Raw genomic sequence first — 16,994 nt, 5'->3', positions numbered from 1 at the left:
GGCGGTATCCAGTGAGTTGCGCTTAAAGCATGAGGTTGAGAAAACAATGAAACACGTATTGGCATGGGTGGGTTTGTACCTGTTTTGCGGCGTGGTCCAGGCCGGGCCGCAAATCGGTGTCGGGGTGGTCTACGACTACCTTGACGGTGATAAAAGCACTTACATGAAGCGGGTGTTCAATGGCGGAACGTCCACGGCATTCATCAAGGTCAATGTCCTGGAAATTCTCTATAACGAGGACGGCAGCTACCGCGAGGAACCGGTGCAGAGCCAGGCTGGCGGGCTGGCCAAGGATGGCTTGATGGCCAGCCCGGCCCGGCTGATCGTGCCGGCCAACGGCATGCAGGGTACGCGATTGCTGTTCCTGGGTAACCGCGACAAGGAGCGTTATTTCCGGGTGCGCTTCGTGCCGGTGGTGCCTGAAGCGGAAGACGAGTTCGCCGTCAGCGAGGAGGAACGCGAGGCCTATAAAAAGGAACGCGTGACAGCCGGGGTCAAGGTGCTGGCGGGCTACGGCACGGTGTTCTTCGTTCGGCCCAAGAACACCCGTTTCGAGACGGTGATCGATGACAGCGCCAGCCGCTACGTGATGCGCAACAACGGCAACAGCGTGCTGGTGATCGATGAGTTCAAGGATTGCGTGGCGAAGAAGGAAAACGACTGCCGACCGACCACCAAGCACCACGTCATGGCCGGCCGCACGTTCTCGTTCGACAAGGAGGCGGGGCGCGAGTACCGCTTCACATTGATCGAAGGCAGCCAGAGCAAACCCATCACGATCAAGGGTTGACGGTCGCCGTACCGTCCCTGACGCCACAGGTATCCACTATGTTCAAGACACTGGCATGCCCTCTCGCCGTCGCCGCGCTGACCTTGCCCTGGGCTCCGGCCTGGGGCGCGGTCGAGCGGGAAACCTTCGAACTCTACGTGACCATCCCCACGGTCGAGTTCTTTGTGTTGCCGCTCGACCCGCAATTGGTCCAGCGCGAACAGCGCTTGCCCTTCAACACGATCATCAATGACCTCAGTCCGCTGCGCGCGACCTACGAGGTGAAAAATACCAACGGTTCCATCGACGCCCGCCTCGGGGAGGAGGCGTACCTGTCCAACGGTCGAGAACGTATCGATCTGCGGGTGAGGTTCAACGGCGTCGAATTGACCTTGGATTCGGCCCAGGTGGTATCGGCCAGCGAGGCCCGGCCAGGACGCCAGGTGCCGTTGGAAATCGCCGCCATCCGGCCCGATGACGACTACAAGCCCGGCGATTACTACGGCACGGTACACATGGTGTTCGATGCCGTTGCGCCTTAAGGCTTGGTCTTTGTTTCTATCAACCATCAACAGGTAACGACATGTACAAAACAATAATATCTGCCGTCGCGCTGGGGGCTGCAGCCCTGAGCCCTTTACTGGCCGGGGCGGCTGACGATGCGCGTTCAGCCATCCACATCAGTGCGAACATTCCGAACAAGCAGTTTCATGTGCAGCCGCGTAATCCTGATTTCGGCAAGAACGAGGTCATGCACATGGATCCAGTGAGCAGGAAATTGACCTGGCTGCGCGAGACCTTCGATGTGAAGAACACCGACGGTTCGGTGCATGCGTACACCGATGGCGCAGTCTGGCTGAGCAACGGCACCCATTCGATCGTCCTTGCCGTCACGTTCAACAACGTTCAGTTGGGCGACACGCCGCGAGAGGTGGTGGATGACGCCACGTCTACGCCGGGTACGCAGGCCGAGCTGGTTGTCTTAGCGCCGTTCCCGGTATCGCCGAGGCTGTCAGGGCAATTCAACGCCAATTTCACCGTGATCTTCGACGCGGTCCCGCGGATCAGCCTTTAACCCACCGCGCTACGGCGTGATTCATTGCCCGCCACCGTGCTTCGTAGGGCGCCAATTGAGCTTCAGCACACAACCCTTCGGCGAGGGAACAAACTCCCTCGCCACAGGTTTTTTTACTAGGAAAGGTGTCAAGTATGTTTAAAAAGATGGTGTCAGTGACTGCCCTGGCTATCGCGGCCTTGAGTGCTTCGTGGGTATTCGCTGCCAATGATGCACGCTCTTCCATTCATGTCACTGCCAATATTCCGAACAAGCAGTTTCATGTGCAGCCACGCAATCCGGATTTTGGTAAAGACGAGTACATGAATTACAACCCTGTCAGCTACGAGTTGAGTTCCATACGCCAGACCTTTGATGTAAAGAATACCGACGGCTCGGTCCATGCCTACCTTGATGGGCGCTCTATTTTATCCAATGGTGTCGTCCTCATACCGCTGCGTGTCTGGTTCAACGACGTCTTGTTGGACGAGATGCCTCGAGAAGTAGTCGATGACGCCACATCCACGCCAGGGACCCAGGTGGAGATGTTCATCCATGCCAATCATTGGCCCATTCCTCGTGATCCTGGCCTGTACACCGGGAACTTCACTGTCGTCTTCGATGCGGTGCCTCGTGTAACCCTGTAATCCAAGGTCCCGGTGCAGGTTATTGTCCCGCCACCAACGGCTTGCATTGGGTATGAGTCCCCGGTTGCAAGTACGGCGTGAGAAACGGTGCCATACCCTTGAGCACCTGCACCGGCAAGGCTGAGGTGAATTTGAAGTTCTGTGCCGAGGCCCCCGGGACGTAGGCGGTGAGGGTGCCGAAATGGCTGTCACCGATGTAGAACACGAACGTCGCCGTGCGGTTGATCGACTTGGAACTGAGGATTCGGCCGCCGGCACCGATAGCTTCGATGCGGTTGTCACCGGTGCCGGTCTTGCCGCCCATCGCCAGCGGCGTGCCATCGGCGAGCTTGAAACTACCCGCCACGCGTTTCGCGGTGCCGGCGTCGACCACTTGGGACAGCGCGCCGCGCAGGGCCCGGGTCACTTCCGCCGGCATCACCCGCTTGCCGTTTTCCGGGTTGCTGACCAGTCGCGTTTCATAGGGTGTGTCCACTGCAAACTGCAAGCTGTCGACGCGTAGGGCGGGGCGACGCACGCCGTCATTGAGGATCGTTCCCACCAGTTCCGCCAACGCGGCCGGGCGGTCGCCGGAGCTGCCGATGGCGGTGGCCAGCGAAGGCACGAGGTGATCGAACGGGTAGCCGACTTGCTGCCAGCGCTGGTGAATATCCAGGAAGGCTTCGATCTCCAGCATGGTGCGGATGCGACTGTCGCGGGCGCTCTTGTGCCGGCTCTTGAACAACCAGCTATAGACTTCCTGGCGCTCGAACTGGCTGGCCTTGACGATCTGGCTGAACTTGGCGTCGGGGTTGTTCAACAGGTAACCCATCAACCACAGGTCCAGCGGGTGGACCTTGGCGATGAAGCCCTGGTCCGGCAGGTCATAGGCGCCGGGGCCATAGCTTTGGTAGAGCCGTTCCAGGCGTTCGTCGGTGAGTTTTTCCGCGCTTTTGGCCGTCTTCAAGTGCGCACGCACGAAGCGATTGAAGCTCTCCTGGCTGTCGTTGGGAAAGAAATAGCGGTGCACGGCGGCCAGGCGAATTGCGGTGGGACGCATGCCGTCGAGGAAGGTTTCCAGGCGCTGGCCGGTGTCCTTCTTCTGATATTTCTTCCAGAACCTGAGCAGGAACGACGTGCCCTCGCGATCGGCGAACTGGGCCAGGTATTCCTGGCGGCGCGGGTCCTTGTCGTCCTTGAGCAGCTCGGAACTGTTGTTGGGGCCGGCATAGGTGGCGTAGCGCACCAGGTCGCGCATCAGGCGGATGAACGGCAGGTTGATGGATTCGCGCAGGGCGTCGCGCAGCGTCGGCAGGCGGCCGTCGTCTTCCTTGCGGAAGTTATGGAAGGTGTGCAACCCGCCGCCGGTAAAAAATGCCTCGCCGGGGCTGGCCGAATAGGTGCGATCCAGCGCGGCTTCGAGCATCTTCGGCAGGCTGCGGTCGGTGTTTTCAATCAAGTAGTCCACCGCCCAGCGCGACAGGCGATCCTGCTCGGCGATCTCGGTTTTCTTCAACGCCGCCGGGGCCTGCTGGGCATAACGCTCGTGCAGTTCAGCAATGATTTGCAGGTAGGTGGTCAGCACGCGCAACTTGGCGGTGGAGCCCAGCTCCAGCTTGCTGCCTTCGTTGATGTCGAAAGGCTGGTCGGTGCTGTCGGTTTGAACGCGCACGCGGGAGCCATCCGGGGTCAGTTCCAGCAGGGTGAAGCTGTAGCGCACCTGCGTGGTGCTGGTCGGGGTCAGCAGGCGTTCTCCCATCAGGCCGATCTCGGTCGCGAAGGCCGGGTCGGCCAAGCGCTTGAGGTACTCGGTGGCCTGGGCCTGCAAGTCGCTCTGCAAGGTGCTGGTGGCGGAGAGGTCGAGGCGATCGAGGTCGTACAGCGGACGGTTGAGCAGCGCCGCGAGGCGACTGCGGGCGGCGCTGATGCCCTTGTTTGTTTCGTTGGGCTGGACGGTCGGGTCCTGGACCCAGTCGCGGTAGGAAACCTTGCTCGCCAGCGCGGCCTCGGACAGTGCGGCGTCGATCACACCGTTCTGCGCCAACAAGCGGATGTGGCTGTCGGTCAGGCGCGCGAGTTCGTCATGGCCCTTGGAAAGGTAATGGGACGGCCGCCGCTGGGCGATCATCAACGACAGCATTTCCCGCAGGGCCAGGCCCTTTTCCGCCAGGCTCTTGGGATCGGTGGCGGTGCTGAACAAACGTTCATTGGCCCGTTTGAAATCCGCGCCATACCAGACCCTCAAACCTTCCGCCATGCCGTGGACTTCGCCATGCCCCGGCACGGCCGAGAGGGGGACGCTGTTGAGGTAGTCGCGGACGATCCGCTGGCGCGCCTCAAGGGTTTGCGGGCCGGCCTGGTAAGCGCGCACGCTGGCGGAAATCATCTGGCGGATCTTCTCCGCGCCCGACACGGTCAGGCCTTCGGGGGAGTGCCGGTATTTCTCAAGCTGTGTAGCCAGCGTGCTACCGCCGGCCGACTGTCCCGGCAGGCTCAACAGCTTGGCCACCTGCGACCAAGCCGCCATGCCGAAGCGCGGCCAGTCTACCGCCGGGTTGGCCAGTGGCTGCTTGGGGTCGAGCAGAAAGCGGTTCTCGATGAACAACAGGCTTTGCACCACCACCGGCGGGATGGCGTCAAAGCTCGCATACAGCTGCTGCGGGTACTTGAACTGATACACCGGCGCGGCGCGGCAATCGGTGAGGGTCAGCCCCGCCTGGATCTTTTCCGCGTAGGGCACGAACAAGCCCTTGTGGACGTAGTCCATCAAGGCCGGTGAAAACCGGGCCTGGGCCTCGACCACATAATCACGCTTGAGCAGCCGCGGCAGGAATTCTCCCAGCGAGCTATACCCCAACCGCTGATCGAACGGGCCGGCCCCGGGATAGACGATGGCATCGCTCGGACCCGGTTGCACCGAATAGGTCAAGGATGCGGCGTACTTGCTGACCTCCTGGGCCTGGAACCGGGAGGTGCGCATCTCCTTGGCCACGGCCAGGCCGACCACCACCACGATGATCAGCAACAACAACCAGAACGCCCGCCAGCCATGCCGGGCGCGGCGAGTTTTTTTGGGTAAAGGCGCTTCTTCCATACGTTCAGTCGGGACCACAGGTTTATTCGAATCGGTTTGCCACAAAGCGCCCATAGTCGACTGATCCATTCACGCAGATTGATCGGACTTGCTTGAAGCTTAGACGGTGGTTGGCGTGGGGGGAGGGGAAATTGTGGACATCAAAGTGAGACCGGCGAGGGGTGAGGTTCCTGTGGCGAGGGGATTTATCCCCGCTGGGCTGCGCAGCAGCCCCCCAAACAGTCACCTCAATCTGTCTGATCCACCGAGCTGTCAGGCTTTAGGACTGCTTCTCAGCCCAGCGGGGCGGTGCGACGTTTCGCTGAATCCCCTCGCCACAGATAAATCCCTCTCATCAAAGGGATTACGCGAGTTTCGGAAATTTCACTCGACGTTTGCGGCGTTGACATCACATCGGCGTGGCTACGCTGCGTTCAAGCCCATTCAAAGGAAGCAAGGAATGCATCCACGCCCAAATTCCCATCGCTTGCGTCGAGGTCGTTATTCGGAGCCAGAACGAGCGTATCTGGTGACTGCTGTCGTTCATCAGCGGCGACCGGTTTTTTCAGATTGGAAGATCGGACGGCTATTGGTCGCTGAATTCAAACGTGCTCATGATTCCGGTCAGGTGAATTCTTTGGCTTGGGTGGTGATGCCGGATCATTTCCACTGGTTGCTGCAGATTATTGATGGTCATCTCAGTCACGTCGTAGGCGTTACCAAAGCTCGATGCACCCATAGCGTCAATAAAAAGATCGGACTGTCTGGTCCACTTTGGCAAAGCGGCTTTCATGACCGCGCGATTCGAGATGATGAGGATGTGCGGCACTTCGCGCGCTACGTCGTTGCCAATCCGCTTCGCGCGGGACTGGTGAGTCGCATTGGCGACTATCCGCTGTGGGACGCTGCGTGGCTATGAGCCACTTGGGTTTAGCAATGAGCCCCGGTGGCGAAACATTCATCCGTGGCGAGGGGATTTATCCCCGCTGGGCTGCGCAGCAGCCCTTCCAAACAGTCACCTCAATCTATCTGATCCACCGAGCTGTCAGGCTTTAGGACTGCTTCGCAGTCCAGCGGGGATGAATCCCCTCGCCACAATCAGATCCCTTAATCACAATTAGATCCCCTAGTCACGATGGTCTGAAAGCCTTGAACCAGAGCCATCACCCCATGCCAGAACATGACGCTGCACCATCACTGTGCAATACTCGGCGCCGCTTCTTAAAGGCCCTTGGTTCAGATAATCCCTCTTGATAAAGCCATCATCGGCTGAGGCATTCCCTGAATTAACCTGCTTTTACAGTGAAACTTTCTGTTCCCGGCTTTTTATACTGCACGACCCGCTGATCCTGAGGTTGTTGTCCCACAGGACGGCCTGCCCACAAGGCAGGCCCGGTTTCGGCAAGGCTTGCAGGCCCACCCGCCCGCGGCTTTGGAGACTCGGTGGTCAATCCAATAACAAGACGAGGTTGTATCCCTATGCCAGTCGGCAATCATCTGCCCCATGGCGAGACCGCGCAGGGTGGTCCGCTCAAACGTGAGCTCGGCGAGCGGCATATCCGCTTGATGGCGCTCGGCGCCTGCATCGGTGTCGGGCTGTTCCTCGGTTCGGCCAAGGCCATCGAAATGGCCGGCCCGGCGATCATGCTGTCCTACATCATTGGTGGCCTGGCGATCCTGGTGATCATGCGCGCCCTCGGTGAGATGGCGGTACACAACCCCGTGGCCGGTTCGTTCAGTCGCTACGCCCAGGATTACCTCGGCCCACTGGCAGGCTTCCTGACCGGCTGGAACTATTGGTTCCTGTGGCTGGTGACCTGCGTCGCGGAAATCACCGCCGTGGCGGTGTACATGGGCATCTGGTTCCCCGATGTACCCCGTTGGATCTGGGCCTTGGCCGCACTGGTCAGCATGGGCTCGATCAACCTGATCGCGGTGAAGGCCTTTGGCGAATTCGAATTCTGGTTCGCCCTGATCAAGATCGTCACTATCATCGCCATGGTCATCGGCGGCGTCGGCATCATCGCCTTCGGGTTCGGCAACGACGGCGAGGCCCTGGGCATCTCCAACCTGTGGACCCATGGCGGTTTCATGCCCAACGGCGTCTCCGGCGTGTTGATGTCCTTGCAAATGGTCATGTTCGCCTACCTGGGCGTGGAGATGATCGGCCTGACCGCCGGTGAAGCGCGCAACCCGCAGAAAACCATCCCCAACGCCATCGGCTCGGTGTTCTGGCGGATCCTGCTGTTCTACGTCGGCGCGTTGTTCGTGATCCTGTCGATCTACCCGTGGAACGAAATCGGCACCCAGGGCAGCCCGTTCGTGATGACCTTCGAGCGCCTGGGCATCAAGACCGCCGCCGGCATCATCAACTTCGTGGTGATTACCGCCGCGCTGTCGTCCTGCAACGGCGGGATCTTCAGCACCGGCCGCATGCTCTACAGCCTGGCGCAGAACGGCCAGGCCCCGGCCGGCTTCGCCAAGACCTCCAGCAACGGCGTGCCACGCCGCGCGCTGCTGCTGTCCATCGCCGCCTTGCTGCTGGGCGTGCTGCTCAACTACCTGGTGCCGGAAAAAGTCTTTGTCTGGGTGACTTCCATCGCCACCTTCGGCGCGATCTGGACCTGGGTGATGATCCTGCTGGCCCAGCTCAAATTCCGCAAAGGCCTGAGCGCTTCCGAGCGTGCGGCGTTGAAGTATCGGATGTGGCTTTACCCGATCAGTTCCTACCTGGCGCTGGCGTTCCTGGTGCTGGTGGTAGGGCTGATGGCGTACTTCCCCGACACCCGCGTGGCGCTGTATATCGGCCCGGCATTTCTGGTGCTGCTGACGGTGTTGTTCTACACCTTCAAGTTGCAGCCGACCGGGGATGTGCAGGGCTCGGTGCGTTCGGTTTCGTAAGATAAATCGCGATGTGAAATAAAGCCCCGGTCAGATGACTGCAATGCTGTTTACTTAAGGCAATCGGCAAACCCGTGGCGAGGGAGCTTGCTCCCGCTGGGCCGCGAAGCGGCCCCAAAACCTGCCAAGTGCGGCGTATCAGACACACCGCACCCGCCGGTTTACGACTGCTTCGCAGCCGAGCGGGAGCAAGCTCCCTCGCCACAGGGTCATCATTTTTCTTAAGTGAACGGCATTGCGGTCAGATGACTGGGGCTTTTTCGTAGATACGGGGCGTGACCGTCCGTCGGATTCGGTGCCCGACCTGTAAGATCTGACAGTAGACCGCTCCACGACCGGGGCCTAGCGTGGAAGCCCGCCAACTGGCAAATGGCAAGGCTGCACAATGAACGGTTTTTCTGCGTTGATGGTTATCGCACTGGTCAATGGACTGATCCATGGCCAGGTTTTTTTCCTTTTGTATGGCGCCGTCGGACTGGCCCAGGCGACCAGTAACTTTGCCGCGTTTTGCGTCGCTGCGGCGTTTTCGTTTTATGTGAATGCGCTTTTCATCTTCGAGCCCGGGGAGTCATGGCGCGGCTATTTGCCGCTCAATTGCGTGATAGGCGTCGCAAGCTATGGAATCGGTTTGATTGGCGACGGCCTGGGGTCACCTGGATGGGTGACGGTAGCTTTGTACTTCTTGTTGAGCCTGCTGTTGGGGTACAGCTTTTACCGTCTTAAGTTGCTTTATGGTCATCATCGGGTATGACCGCTTCACAGCAAGCGTTGCAGCCGACCATTAAAAGGCCTGAGGCTTCAATTCCTTTCGTGGTCGATCTGGACGGAACGCTCCTCAAGTCCGATGCACTTTTTGAGTGCGCAATGGCTTTTGTCCGTAGCCAACCGTGGAGATGTTTGACGCTGCTTGGTTGGCTCATCCACGGCAAGGCCTATCTGAAGAAGCAACTGGCCCAGTCAACCTATATCGATGTCAGCCTGTTGCCTTACAACCCTGACGTTTTAGCCATGATCGAGGAGCGACGTGGCCAGGGACGTCAGATCGTGCTGGCCACCGCCAGCTATCATTCTTTGGCGCGGCGGATCGGCGAGCATTTGCAACTGTTCGACGACATATTGGCGACCCGGTTGGAATGCAATCTGTCCGGTCATCACAAGCGTGATTTACTGATTGAGCTATTCGGTGAGCGAGGTTTCGATTACGTCGGCAACTCCCTGGAAGACTTGAAGATCTGGCGTGCTGCCCGACACGCATATGTTGTCAGCCCTTCAGCGTCCGTCCTGCTCGCGATCAAAAGTCTGGACAACGTTGTGCAACCGATCCTCTCGGATGCTACGGGGCTTGGCGAGTGGCGCAAGGCGTTGCGCCTACATCAATGGGTCAAGAATGCGCTGATTTTCGTGCCTTTGCTGGCGGCGCATCAGATCGTCAATCCGCTGTTGTTCTGGCATGGCCTGCTGGCATTTCTGTTTTTCGGGTTATGTGCATCCGGCGTCTATGTGCTGAATGACTTGCTGGATCTGGAAGACGATCGCAGGCATCCGACCAAACGTGCCAGACCTTTTGCCAGCGGACACTTGTCGATCAAGTCTGGCCTGATGATTTGTCCTTTGCTGTTGATCGCATCGTTAGGAGGCGCCTGGTTGTGGCTTCCTTCGCAATTCGTCTTGGTGTTGGCGTTCTACTACGTCTTGACGTTGGCCTATTCGCTTAAGTTAAAGCGGGTCATGACATTGGATGTGATTACGTTGGCGCTGCTCTACACGTTACGAATCATCGCGGGTGGCGCGGCATTCGATTTGGAACTGACGGCCTGGATGCTCGCGTTTTCCATGTTTATTTTCCTGAGCCTTGCGCTGGTCAAACGTTACACGGAACTGCTTGTGGTATCGCGCAGCGGGGGGGCTGATAAAGCCAGCGGCCGTGATTACTACCCCGCCGACATGGCCATGCTGTCATCGCTGGGCGCGGCCTCAGGCTATCTGGCGGTCATGGTACTGGCGCTGTACATCCGCGACAGCGCGACTGTCGTCCTTTACGACCATCCTCAAATCATCTGGCTTGCCTGCCCCTTGCTGCTGTTCTGGGTCACCCGGGTCTGGATCCTTACGCATCGCGGGTTGATGAAGGACGATCCGGTGGTGTTTGCGCTTAAGGACCCCTTGAGCCTGGTCGTCGGTGCACTGTTTTTCTTCGTTTTCTGGAGCGCCGCATGAGCAACTGTCGTGAAGCCGAAGCCAGTTTCACCAAATTGTCGGCGCAGTATCAGAAATGAGCATTTCCCTGACTTCATGGGGGCAATATCCCGCTGAGCCGCAAGTGGCTCACCCGTGTGCCTGGCGCAATGATCTGGACGACCAAATGCGGCGAGTGGCCGATGAGCATGGCTCGACGTTGCCGTTCGGCAATGGCCGCAGCTACGGTGACAGTTGCCTGGCCGAAAGTGGCCACGTGTTGCACCTGCGTGCCTTGAACCGTTTCATCGAGGCCGATTGGCTAACGGGAGAAATCTGTGCCGAGGCTGGCGTTACCCTGGGCGAGGTGCTTGAGCTTTCGGTTCCTCGTGGGTGGTTTCTACAAGTGACTCCGGGAACCCGTCACGTGACCCTGGGCGGGGCGGTGGCCAACGATGTCCATGGCAAGAATCACCACCGCCGCGGGACGTTTGCCCACTCGGTTCTGTGCTTTGGCCTACACCGGTCCGGGCAATCTCCAATGGTGTGTTCGCCAACGGAAAATCCCCAGTGGTTTGCTGCCACCCTCGGCGGTTTGGGCCTGACGGGAGTTATCAGTTGGGTGAGCATTCGCCTGCGCAAGATCCGATCCAGCCGGATCGATACGACTCGGGTGCGATTTGGTCGATTGAGCGAGTTCTTTGCCTTGTCGACAGAACTCGATGCTTCTCACGAATACAGCGTGGCCTGGATCGATTGCCTGGCTAAGGGGGCTGGCTTGGGGCGCGGGGTCATTACCGTTGGTGATCACAGCGAACACGGGCCGCTCGAAGCCCCGGCCACCCGCGCCATGAACATCCCTGTCCGGCCACCGGTGTCCTTGGTCAACCCATTCATGGTGGGTATGTTCAACCGCAGCTATTGGCATCTGCAACCGGCGAGTCGTAAAGCCCAGACCATTGCCTACAGTCCCTTCTTTTATCCGCTGGACGGCATCGAGCACTGGAATCGGATCTACGGGCGAAAGGGGTTCCAACAGTTTCAGTGCGTAATACCGCAATCGGTAGCCGAGGACGCACTGGCCCAGTTGCTAAGGGTCATTTCCCGCAGCGGCATGGGTTCATTTCTGGCGGTACTCAAGCGTTGTGGCGAGGTCGCTTCTCCGGGGTTGCTGTCCTTTCCGATGACCGGAACCTCGCTGGCCTTGGATTTCCCTCAGAACTGCGTCCTGAGCGATGCCTTGCTGCCGCGTCTGGATGCCATTGTTCATGAGGCCGGTGGTCGGTTGTATCCGGCCAAGGATGCCCACATGAGCGCCCGCGATTTTCAGCGCGCCTATCCTGCCTGGGAGCAATTGGAAGCGATGCGTGACCCGGTGCTGATGTCCCGTTTCTGGCAGCGAGTCACCCGATGAAAAAAATACTGATCGTGGGCGCTACTTCAGCCATCGCCAATGCTTGCGCCAAGCTCTGGGCCAATGACGGGTGCGAGTTTTTCCTTGTGGCCAGGGATGCGCAAAAATTGCAGCAGACTTGCGCGGACTTGCTTGCTCATGGCGCAAGGGCGGCGGTGCCATATGTCATGGATGCCAACGACACCGCCCTGTACCGCGACATGCTGCAGCGCTGCTTGGGAGCGTTGCAAACCGTGGACATTTGCCTGATCGCCTACGGCACGCTGCCCGATCAACCCGCATGTGAGCGGGACGTCGAGCTGGCGATGGCTGAGTTCGCCAATAACGCCAGCACCGTAATCGCATTGATGACGCTGTTGGCAACTCAGCTGGCGGCCCAGCGCAGCGGCACGCTGGCCGTCATATCCTCCGTCGCGGGAGATCGGGGACGTCCCTCCAATTATGTGTATGGCTCGGCCAAGGCGGCCGTATCCACTTTTTGCGAAGGCTTGCGTGCACGGTTGTTCAAGGTGGGTGTACATGTCATCACCATCAAGCCCGGTTTTGTCGATACGCCGATGACCCAAGGGTTGTCGCTGCCGGCATTGCTGGTGGCGCAACCGGAGGCTGTTGCCCGTCGAATTGTCGCGGGCATCGAGCGCAAGGTGGCGGTGCTTTATGTGCCCAGGTTCTGGTCCTGGATCATGTTTCTCATCCGTGCGCTGCCCCAACCTCTGTTCAAGCGATTGAACCTATGAGCCAGGCCCTGCTGTTATCGGGCTGGCGTTATCGGCTGCTGATCGGTTCGGTGGTCTGCTCGGCCTTGGCCTACCTTGGCGCCTCCCTGTGGAGCGGATGGTTGGCGGTGGGCGATGCGATCAGCCGGGTGGGGTGGGGCGGCGCGATACAGGTCGTCGCATTGGTCTTGCTCGGTTATGGCCTGCGCTTCCTGCGTTGGCAGATGTACCTGCACGCATTGCAGCATCGGCTGCCCTGGTGGCCAAGCCTGAAGATCTACCTGGCGGGATTCGCCCTGACGACTACGCCGGGCAAGGCCGGCGAAGCGTTGCGCGGTGTTTTGCTCAGGCGATGGGGCGTTCCTTACGCAGACAGTTTTGCCGCTTTGTTCAGTGAACGGCTTTCAGATCTGTTGGCCATGGCGCTGCTGGCCTTGATTGGGTTGAGCGGGCATCGCGATTGGCTGTGGCCGGTTGTCATCTGCCTGGTGCTGCTGGTTTGTGGCGTGGTGCTGATTGTGTATGAGCCATTCGTTGCCGCTATCGCGCAGCGCATCGGCGCCCGACAAGGATGGTTTTTCCGGATGCTGCGCGGTGCTGTCGATGTCTTGCGTCAGTCCCGGCGCTGCCACACGCCGTATCGCTTGCTCGGCGCGTCGGCCTTGGGGATCGCAGCGTGGAGTCTCGAAGCGTTGGCGTTTTATTGGATCTTGCAGGACATGGGGCTTGGGGTTGCGCCGGGGTTCGCGGCGTTTATTTACGCCATTTCAATGTTGGCTGGTGCTGTGAGTTTCATGCCGGGTGGGTTGGGCAGTGCGGAAGCTGTGATGGTGGGGTTGCTGGTGTCCGGTGGTGCGGGGCTGGGTGATGCGGTAGCGGCGACGGTTTTGCTGCGATTGGTGACGTTATGGCTAGCGGTGGGGTTGGGAGCGATCATGCTGATTTCTATACGGGGATGAGTCTGTAGACCTTTGTATAGATTCTTTCAAAAAGGTGAATGACGGTGATATCGAATAAAGCTGGGGCGTTGCTGAATAAACATGCAGTGCTACTTCTTATCGTGCTGCTGGGTGCAGGATTACGAAGTCATGATCTGTTTGAAAGGAGTCTGTGGTACGACGAAGTATTCAGCGTCAGTGTCAGTGATCCGAGTTATAGCTTAAGCGCAGTGTTCGATCTGACTGTAAATGATGTGCACCCCCCGTTTTATCAGATTCTTTTGTGGCTCGTTCATAAGGTGTTTGGTTTCGGTGAGCATGTAGGTCGGGCTCTATCGGCTATTCTAGGTGTCGCGATTATTCCGTCTATCTATATGTTGGGTCGGCGCCTGTTCAACGAGCATGCAGGTCTGATCGCTGCCTTGTTGAGTGCAGTTAATTTCATGTTAGTGGCAGAGTCGAAAGAAGCCAGGTCCTATAGTTTGTTGGTTTTACTAGTTATCTGGTCTTTTTTGGCGTTTATCAAGATGGTCGAAAGAAAAAATCCAGGGTCAATTTTCATTTATGCTGCTATTGCTGCAATGCTGGTAAATACGCACTATTTTGGTTTTTTTCCAGTAATGACTCATTTTATTTTATTTGTGATTTTTTGCGCCCGGTCGGGATTTAATAAAAGGTTGTTCATGGCAGGGGCGGTCGCTGGCTTGTTTGTCTTGGGATCTATCCTTCCGCTCACATATCACGTAGTGCAGAACTTTGGCCGAACAGGAACTTGGATTCCGAAACCAGCCACAGATTTTGTGGTGAATGCATTTGTATTGCAATTTGGCGATACAAGCGTAGTTGTTATTTGTCTTTTTTTTCTCGTTCTTGGGTTGGGTGCTTTATTACGCGCGGAGGACAAATCTGACGCTTTAAAAGTTGTACTGTTATGGTGTTTTTTAGGCTTTTCAATTGCTTATGTGCGATCCGTGCTTGCGACCCCAATATTATCCTTCAAGAATACGATTGTTTTTGCTCCTGCTTTGATTGTGCTCGTGTCTTACGGGTTTAGCTTGGTACGGGATAACTTTGTAAGGTGGCTGCTATTGACCTTTGTTTGTGTCATGTCAGTGGCTTATTTGTTCAGTGATCCGGACTACAGTAAACTAAAAATCCCCCACGACTTGCGGGCACCTTTACTGAAAATTAGTAGTAACAAAGCTGGATGGCCAGTATATGGTGGAGAGATCTATTCCGACTATGTCCGAATTTTGCATTTGCCCCTTCATATAGAGTCCTACGAGGTGTTGGAGGCCAAGCTGATGGCGAATACGATTACGCCTTGTTTCTATGTGCTGGATGATCGCTTCTGGCCTTATCAGAAGCACCTCAATGTGGAACTTGTTGAAAGAACTAGTTTTGAGAATAACTTTCTCTCGGTGTTCAGAGTGAAAGGGGAGGCTGACTGTAAGCTTTCCAGTACAGCGTTTCCCTAGTTAACAACCTCGCTTCGCGTCCCAGCGGGAGCAAGCTCCCTCGCCACAAGAGCCTGCGTATCGGAAAGAAATGATATGTTTACGCCACCGCAATTTCCCACGGCTCAAAACTATCCGCCCGCGCCATCTGCCACATCCGCGAATAAAACGCCCCATTCACTTCACCCGTCAGCAATTCCCCCGGCTTCAAGAACACATGCAACTGAGAGAACAACTTCACCTCGGTCGCCGACATGCGCCGCACCAAATGCTTGGGCTGCAATTGCGAAGGGTGATCGAGGCCGGCGGCGGCGAGCATTTCGGCGAGGGCCTTGAGGGTGTTGCGGTGGAAGTTATAGACCCGCTGGGCCTTGTCCGGGACGACCAGGGCGCGTTGGCGCAGGGTGTCCTGGGTGGCGACGCCGGTGGGGCATTTGTTGGTGTGGCAGCTTTGCGACTGGATGCAGCCGATGGCGAACATGAAGCCGCGCGCGGCGTTGGCCCAGTCGGCGCCGATGGCCAGGACGCTGGCGATGTCGAAGGCGCTGACGATCTTGCCACTGGCGCCGAGCTTGATCTTGTCCCGCAGGTTCAGGCCCACCAGGGTGTTGTGCACGAACAGCAGGCCTTCGCGCAGCGGCACGCCGATGTGGTCGGTGAATTCCACTGGCGCGGCGCCGGTGCCGCCTTCCTTGCCATCGACGACGATGAAGTCGGGCAGGATCCCGGTTTCCAGCATGGCCTTGGCAATGCCCATGAACTCCCACGGATGCCCGAGGCAGAACTTGAAGCCCACCGGTTTACCACCGGACAGTTCGCGCAATTGCTGGACGAATTGCATCAGTTCGATCGGCGTGGAAAACGCGCTGTGGCGGGACGGCGATACACAGTCCTCGCCCATGAGAATGCCACGGGTCTCGGCGATTTCCCGGGTGACCTTGTGCTTGGGCAGGATCCCGCCATGGCCGGGCTTGGCGCCCTGGCTCATCTTGATTTCGATCATCCGCACCTGCGGGTTCCGGGCTTGGACGGCGAAGCGCTCGGGGTCGAAGCGCCCGTCGGATGTGCGGCAGCCGAAGTAGCCGCTGCCCAGTTCCCAGGTCAGGTCGCCGCCGTGTTCGCGGTGGTAGGGGCTGATGCTGCCTTCGCCGGTGTCATGGGCGAAATTGCCAAGCTTGGCGCCCTGGTTCAACGCCCGGATCGCGTTGGCGCTCAGGGAGCCGAAGCTCATCGCCGAGATGTTGAACACCGAGGCTGAATAGGGTTGGGTGCATTGCGGGCCGCCGACCGTCACGCGAAAGCCGCTGGGGTCGCTCAGCGGCGCCGGGCGCATGGAGTGACCGATGAATTCGAAGCCGGTCTGGTACACGTCGATCAAGGTGCCGAACGGTTTGTCGGCGCTTTCGTTCTTGGCCCGGGAATACACCAGCGAGCGCTGGGCACGGGAGAAGGGCAGGGCGTCGCTGTCGGATTCCAGCAGGTACTGGCGAATTTCTGGGCGAATGCCTTCGACCAGATAGCGAATGTTGCCCAGGATCGGGTAGTTGCGCCGCACGGCGTGGCGGCTTTGCAACAGGTCGAACAGCCCCAGCAGGCTCAGCAGCCCGGTCACCAGCGCAAATGGCCAGAGCCAGTCGTGTTGCAGGAACGGCAGGCTGGCGAGGGTGAAGATCACGCAGCCGGCGAAGAAGGCGTAGCGGCTCAGCAACGATAGGCTCATGCGGGTTCCTTGGGGGGAGGGCGACTGGCGAGACATTAGCGTGGAATGCCACCCCGTGGCGAGGGAGCTGTGCAGGGCTGGAATAATTAGCCTGAGACTGCGGAAAAACCTGTGGGAGCGAGCTTGCTCGCGATGGCGGTCAAACATTCAA

At 58.5% G+C, this 16,994-nt stretch carries 14 protein-coding genes; 12 read left to right on the top strand and 2 right to left on the bottom strand.

Translation table 11 applies throughout. The annotated features are described in order from the left end of the window. The first annotated feature begins 46 nt into the window (after positions 1-46). The 4 genes from Q7C33_RS01700 to Q7C33_RS01685 all read left to right on the top strand — a co-directional run bounded on the left by Q7C33_RS01700 (position 47) and on the right by Q7C33_RS01685 (position 2,470). A complete protein-coding gene (locus tag Q7C33_RS01700; protein ID WP_407682735.1) occupies positions 47-790 on the top strand; it encodes a molecular chaperone in 744 nt (247 codons plus the stop codon). Positions 791-828: 38 nt separating this feature from the next. Then, positions 829-1,311: a CS1 type fimbrial major subunit gene (locus Q7C33_RS01695; RefSeq protein ID WP_030138539.1), complete on the top strand. Its 483-nt coding sequence runs from the start codon at positions 829-831 to the stop codon at positions 1,309-1,311. A gap of 41 nt (positions 1,312-1,352) precedes the next feature. Continuing rightward, on the top strand, positions 1,353-1,844 hold the full coding sequence (locus Q7C33_RS01690; protein ID WP_407682734.1) for an adhesin: 492 nt from the start codon (positions 1,353-1,355) through the stop codon (positions 1,842-1,844). A 134-nt stretch (positions 1,845-1,978) separates the two neighbouring features. After that, on the top strand, positions 1,979-2,470 hold the full coding sequence (locus Q7C33_RS01685) for a CS1 type fimbrial major subunit (RefSeq protein ID WP_407682733.1): 492 nt from the start codon (positions 1,979-1,981) through the stop codon (positions 2,468-2,470). A gap of 19 nt (positions 2,471-2,489) precedes the next feature. Here the strand turns inward: Q7C33_RS01685 and Q7C33_RS01680 are convergent, their stop codons facing one another. Continuing rightward, on the bottom strand, positions 2,490-5,597 hold the full coding sequence (locus Q7C33_RS01680; protein ID WP_407682732.1) for a transglycosylase domain-containing protein: 3,108 nt from the start codon (positions 5,595-5,597) through the stop codon (positions 2,490-2,492). 385 nt (positions 5,598-5,982) lie between these two features. On the opposite strand from Q7C33_RS01680, the gene Q7C33_RS01675 reads away from it, so the two are divergent. The 8 genes from Q7C33_RS01675 (at position 5,983) to Q7C33_RS01640 (ending at position 15,144) form a co-directional block, all read left to right on the top strand. Beyond that, the gene (locus Q7C33_RS01675) at positions 5,983-6,441 is read left to right on the top strand and encodes an REP-associated tyrosine transposase (protein ID WP_407682731.1); all 459 of its coding nucleotides are present in this window, start codon (positions 5,983-5,985) and stop codon (positions 6,439-6,441) included. A gap of 560 nt (positions 6,442-7,001) precedes the next feature. Continuing rightward, on the top strand, positions 7,002-8,423 hold the full coding sequence (locus Q7C33_RS01670) for an amino acid permease (protein ID WP_407682730.1): 1,422 nt from the start codon (positions 7,002-7,004) through the stop codon (positions 8,421-8,423). Between the two features lie 385 nt (positions 8,424-8,808). Next, positions 8,809-9,174, top strand: a complete 366-nt coding sequence (locus Q7C33_RS01665) for a GtrA family protein (RefSeq protein ID WP_407682729.1) — start codon at positions 8,809-8,811, stop codon at positions 9,172-9,174. Continuing rightward, a complete protein-coding gene (locus tag Q7C33_RS01660) occupies positions 9,171-10,640 on the top strand; it encodes a UbiA family prenyltransferase (RefSeq protein WP_407682728.1) in 1,470 nt (489 codons plus the stop codon). Before Q7C33_RS01665 ends, Q7C33_RS01660 begins: the two co-directional genes overlap by 4 nt. A 55-nt stretch (positions 10,641-10,695) precedes the next feature. Next, positions 10,696-12,012, top strand: a complete 1,317-nt coding sequence (locus tag Q7C33_RS01655; protein WP_407682727.1) for an FAD-binding oxidoreductase — start codon at positions 10,696-10,698, stop codon at positions 12,010-12,012. Next, entirely contained in the window at positions 12,009-12,749 is a 741-nt protein-coding gene (locus Q7C33_RS01650; RefSeq protein WP_407682726.1) for an SDR family oxidoreductase, read from the top strand. The genes Q7C33_RS01655 and Q7C33_RS01650 overlap by 4 nt, the downstream gene beginning before the upstream one ends. After that, positions 12,746-13,687: a lysylphosphatidylglycerol synthase transmembrane domain-containing protein gene (locus Q7C33_RS01645; RefSeq protein WP_407682725.1), complete on the top strand. Its 942-nt coding sequence runs from the start codon at positions 12,746-12,748 to the stop codon at positions 13,685-13,687. Before Q7C33_RS01650 ends, Q7C33_RS01645 begins: the two co-directional genes overlap by 4 nt. A gap of 38 nt (positions 13,688-13,725) precedes the next feature. Beyond that, the gene (locus Q7C33_RS01640) at positions 13,726-15,144 is read left to right on the top strand and encodes a glycosyltransferase family 39 protein (protein ID WP_407682724.1); all 1,419 of its coding nucleotides are present in this window, start codon (positions 13,726-13,728) and stop codon (positions 15,142-15,144) included. 79 nt (positions 15,145-15,223) lie between these two features. Here Q7C33_RS01640 and Q7C33_RS01635 read toward each other — a convergent pair whose 3' ends face one another. Next, positions 15,224-16,843: an FMN-binding glutamate synthase family protein gene (locus Q7C33_RS01635; protein WP_407682723.1), complete on the bottom strand. Its 1,620-nt coding sequence runs from the start codon at positions 16,841-16,843 to the stop codon at positions 15,224-15,226. Between the last annotated feature and the right edge of the window lie 151 nt (positions 16,844-16,994).

Origin of the sequence: Pseudomonas sp. BP11-1-1 (assembly GCF_052112105.1) — a bacterium.
Classification (GTDB): domain Bacteria; phylum Pseudomonadota; class Gammaproteobacteria; order Pseudomonadales; family Pseudomonadaceae; genus Aquipseudomonas; species Aquipseudomonas alvandae.
Note: the sequence above shows the minus strand (reverse complement) of the source record. Positions and strands in the feature narration are given on the sequence as shown.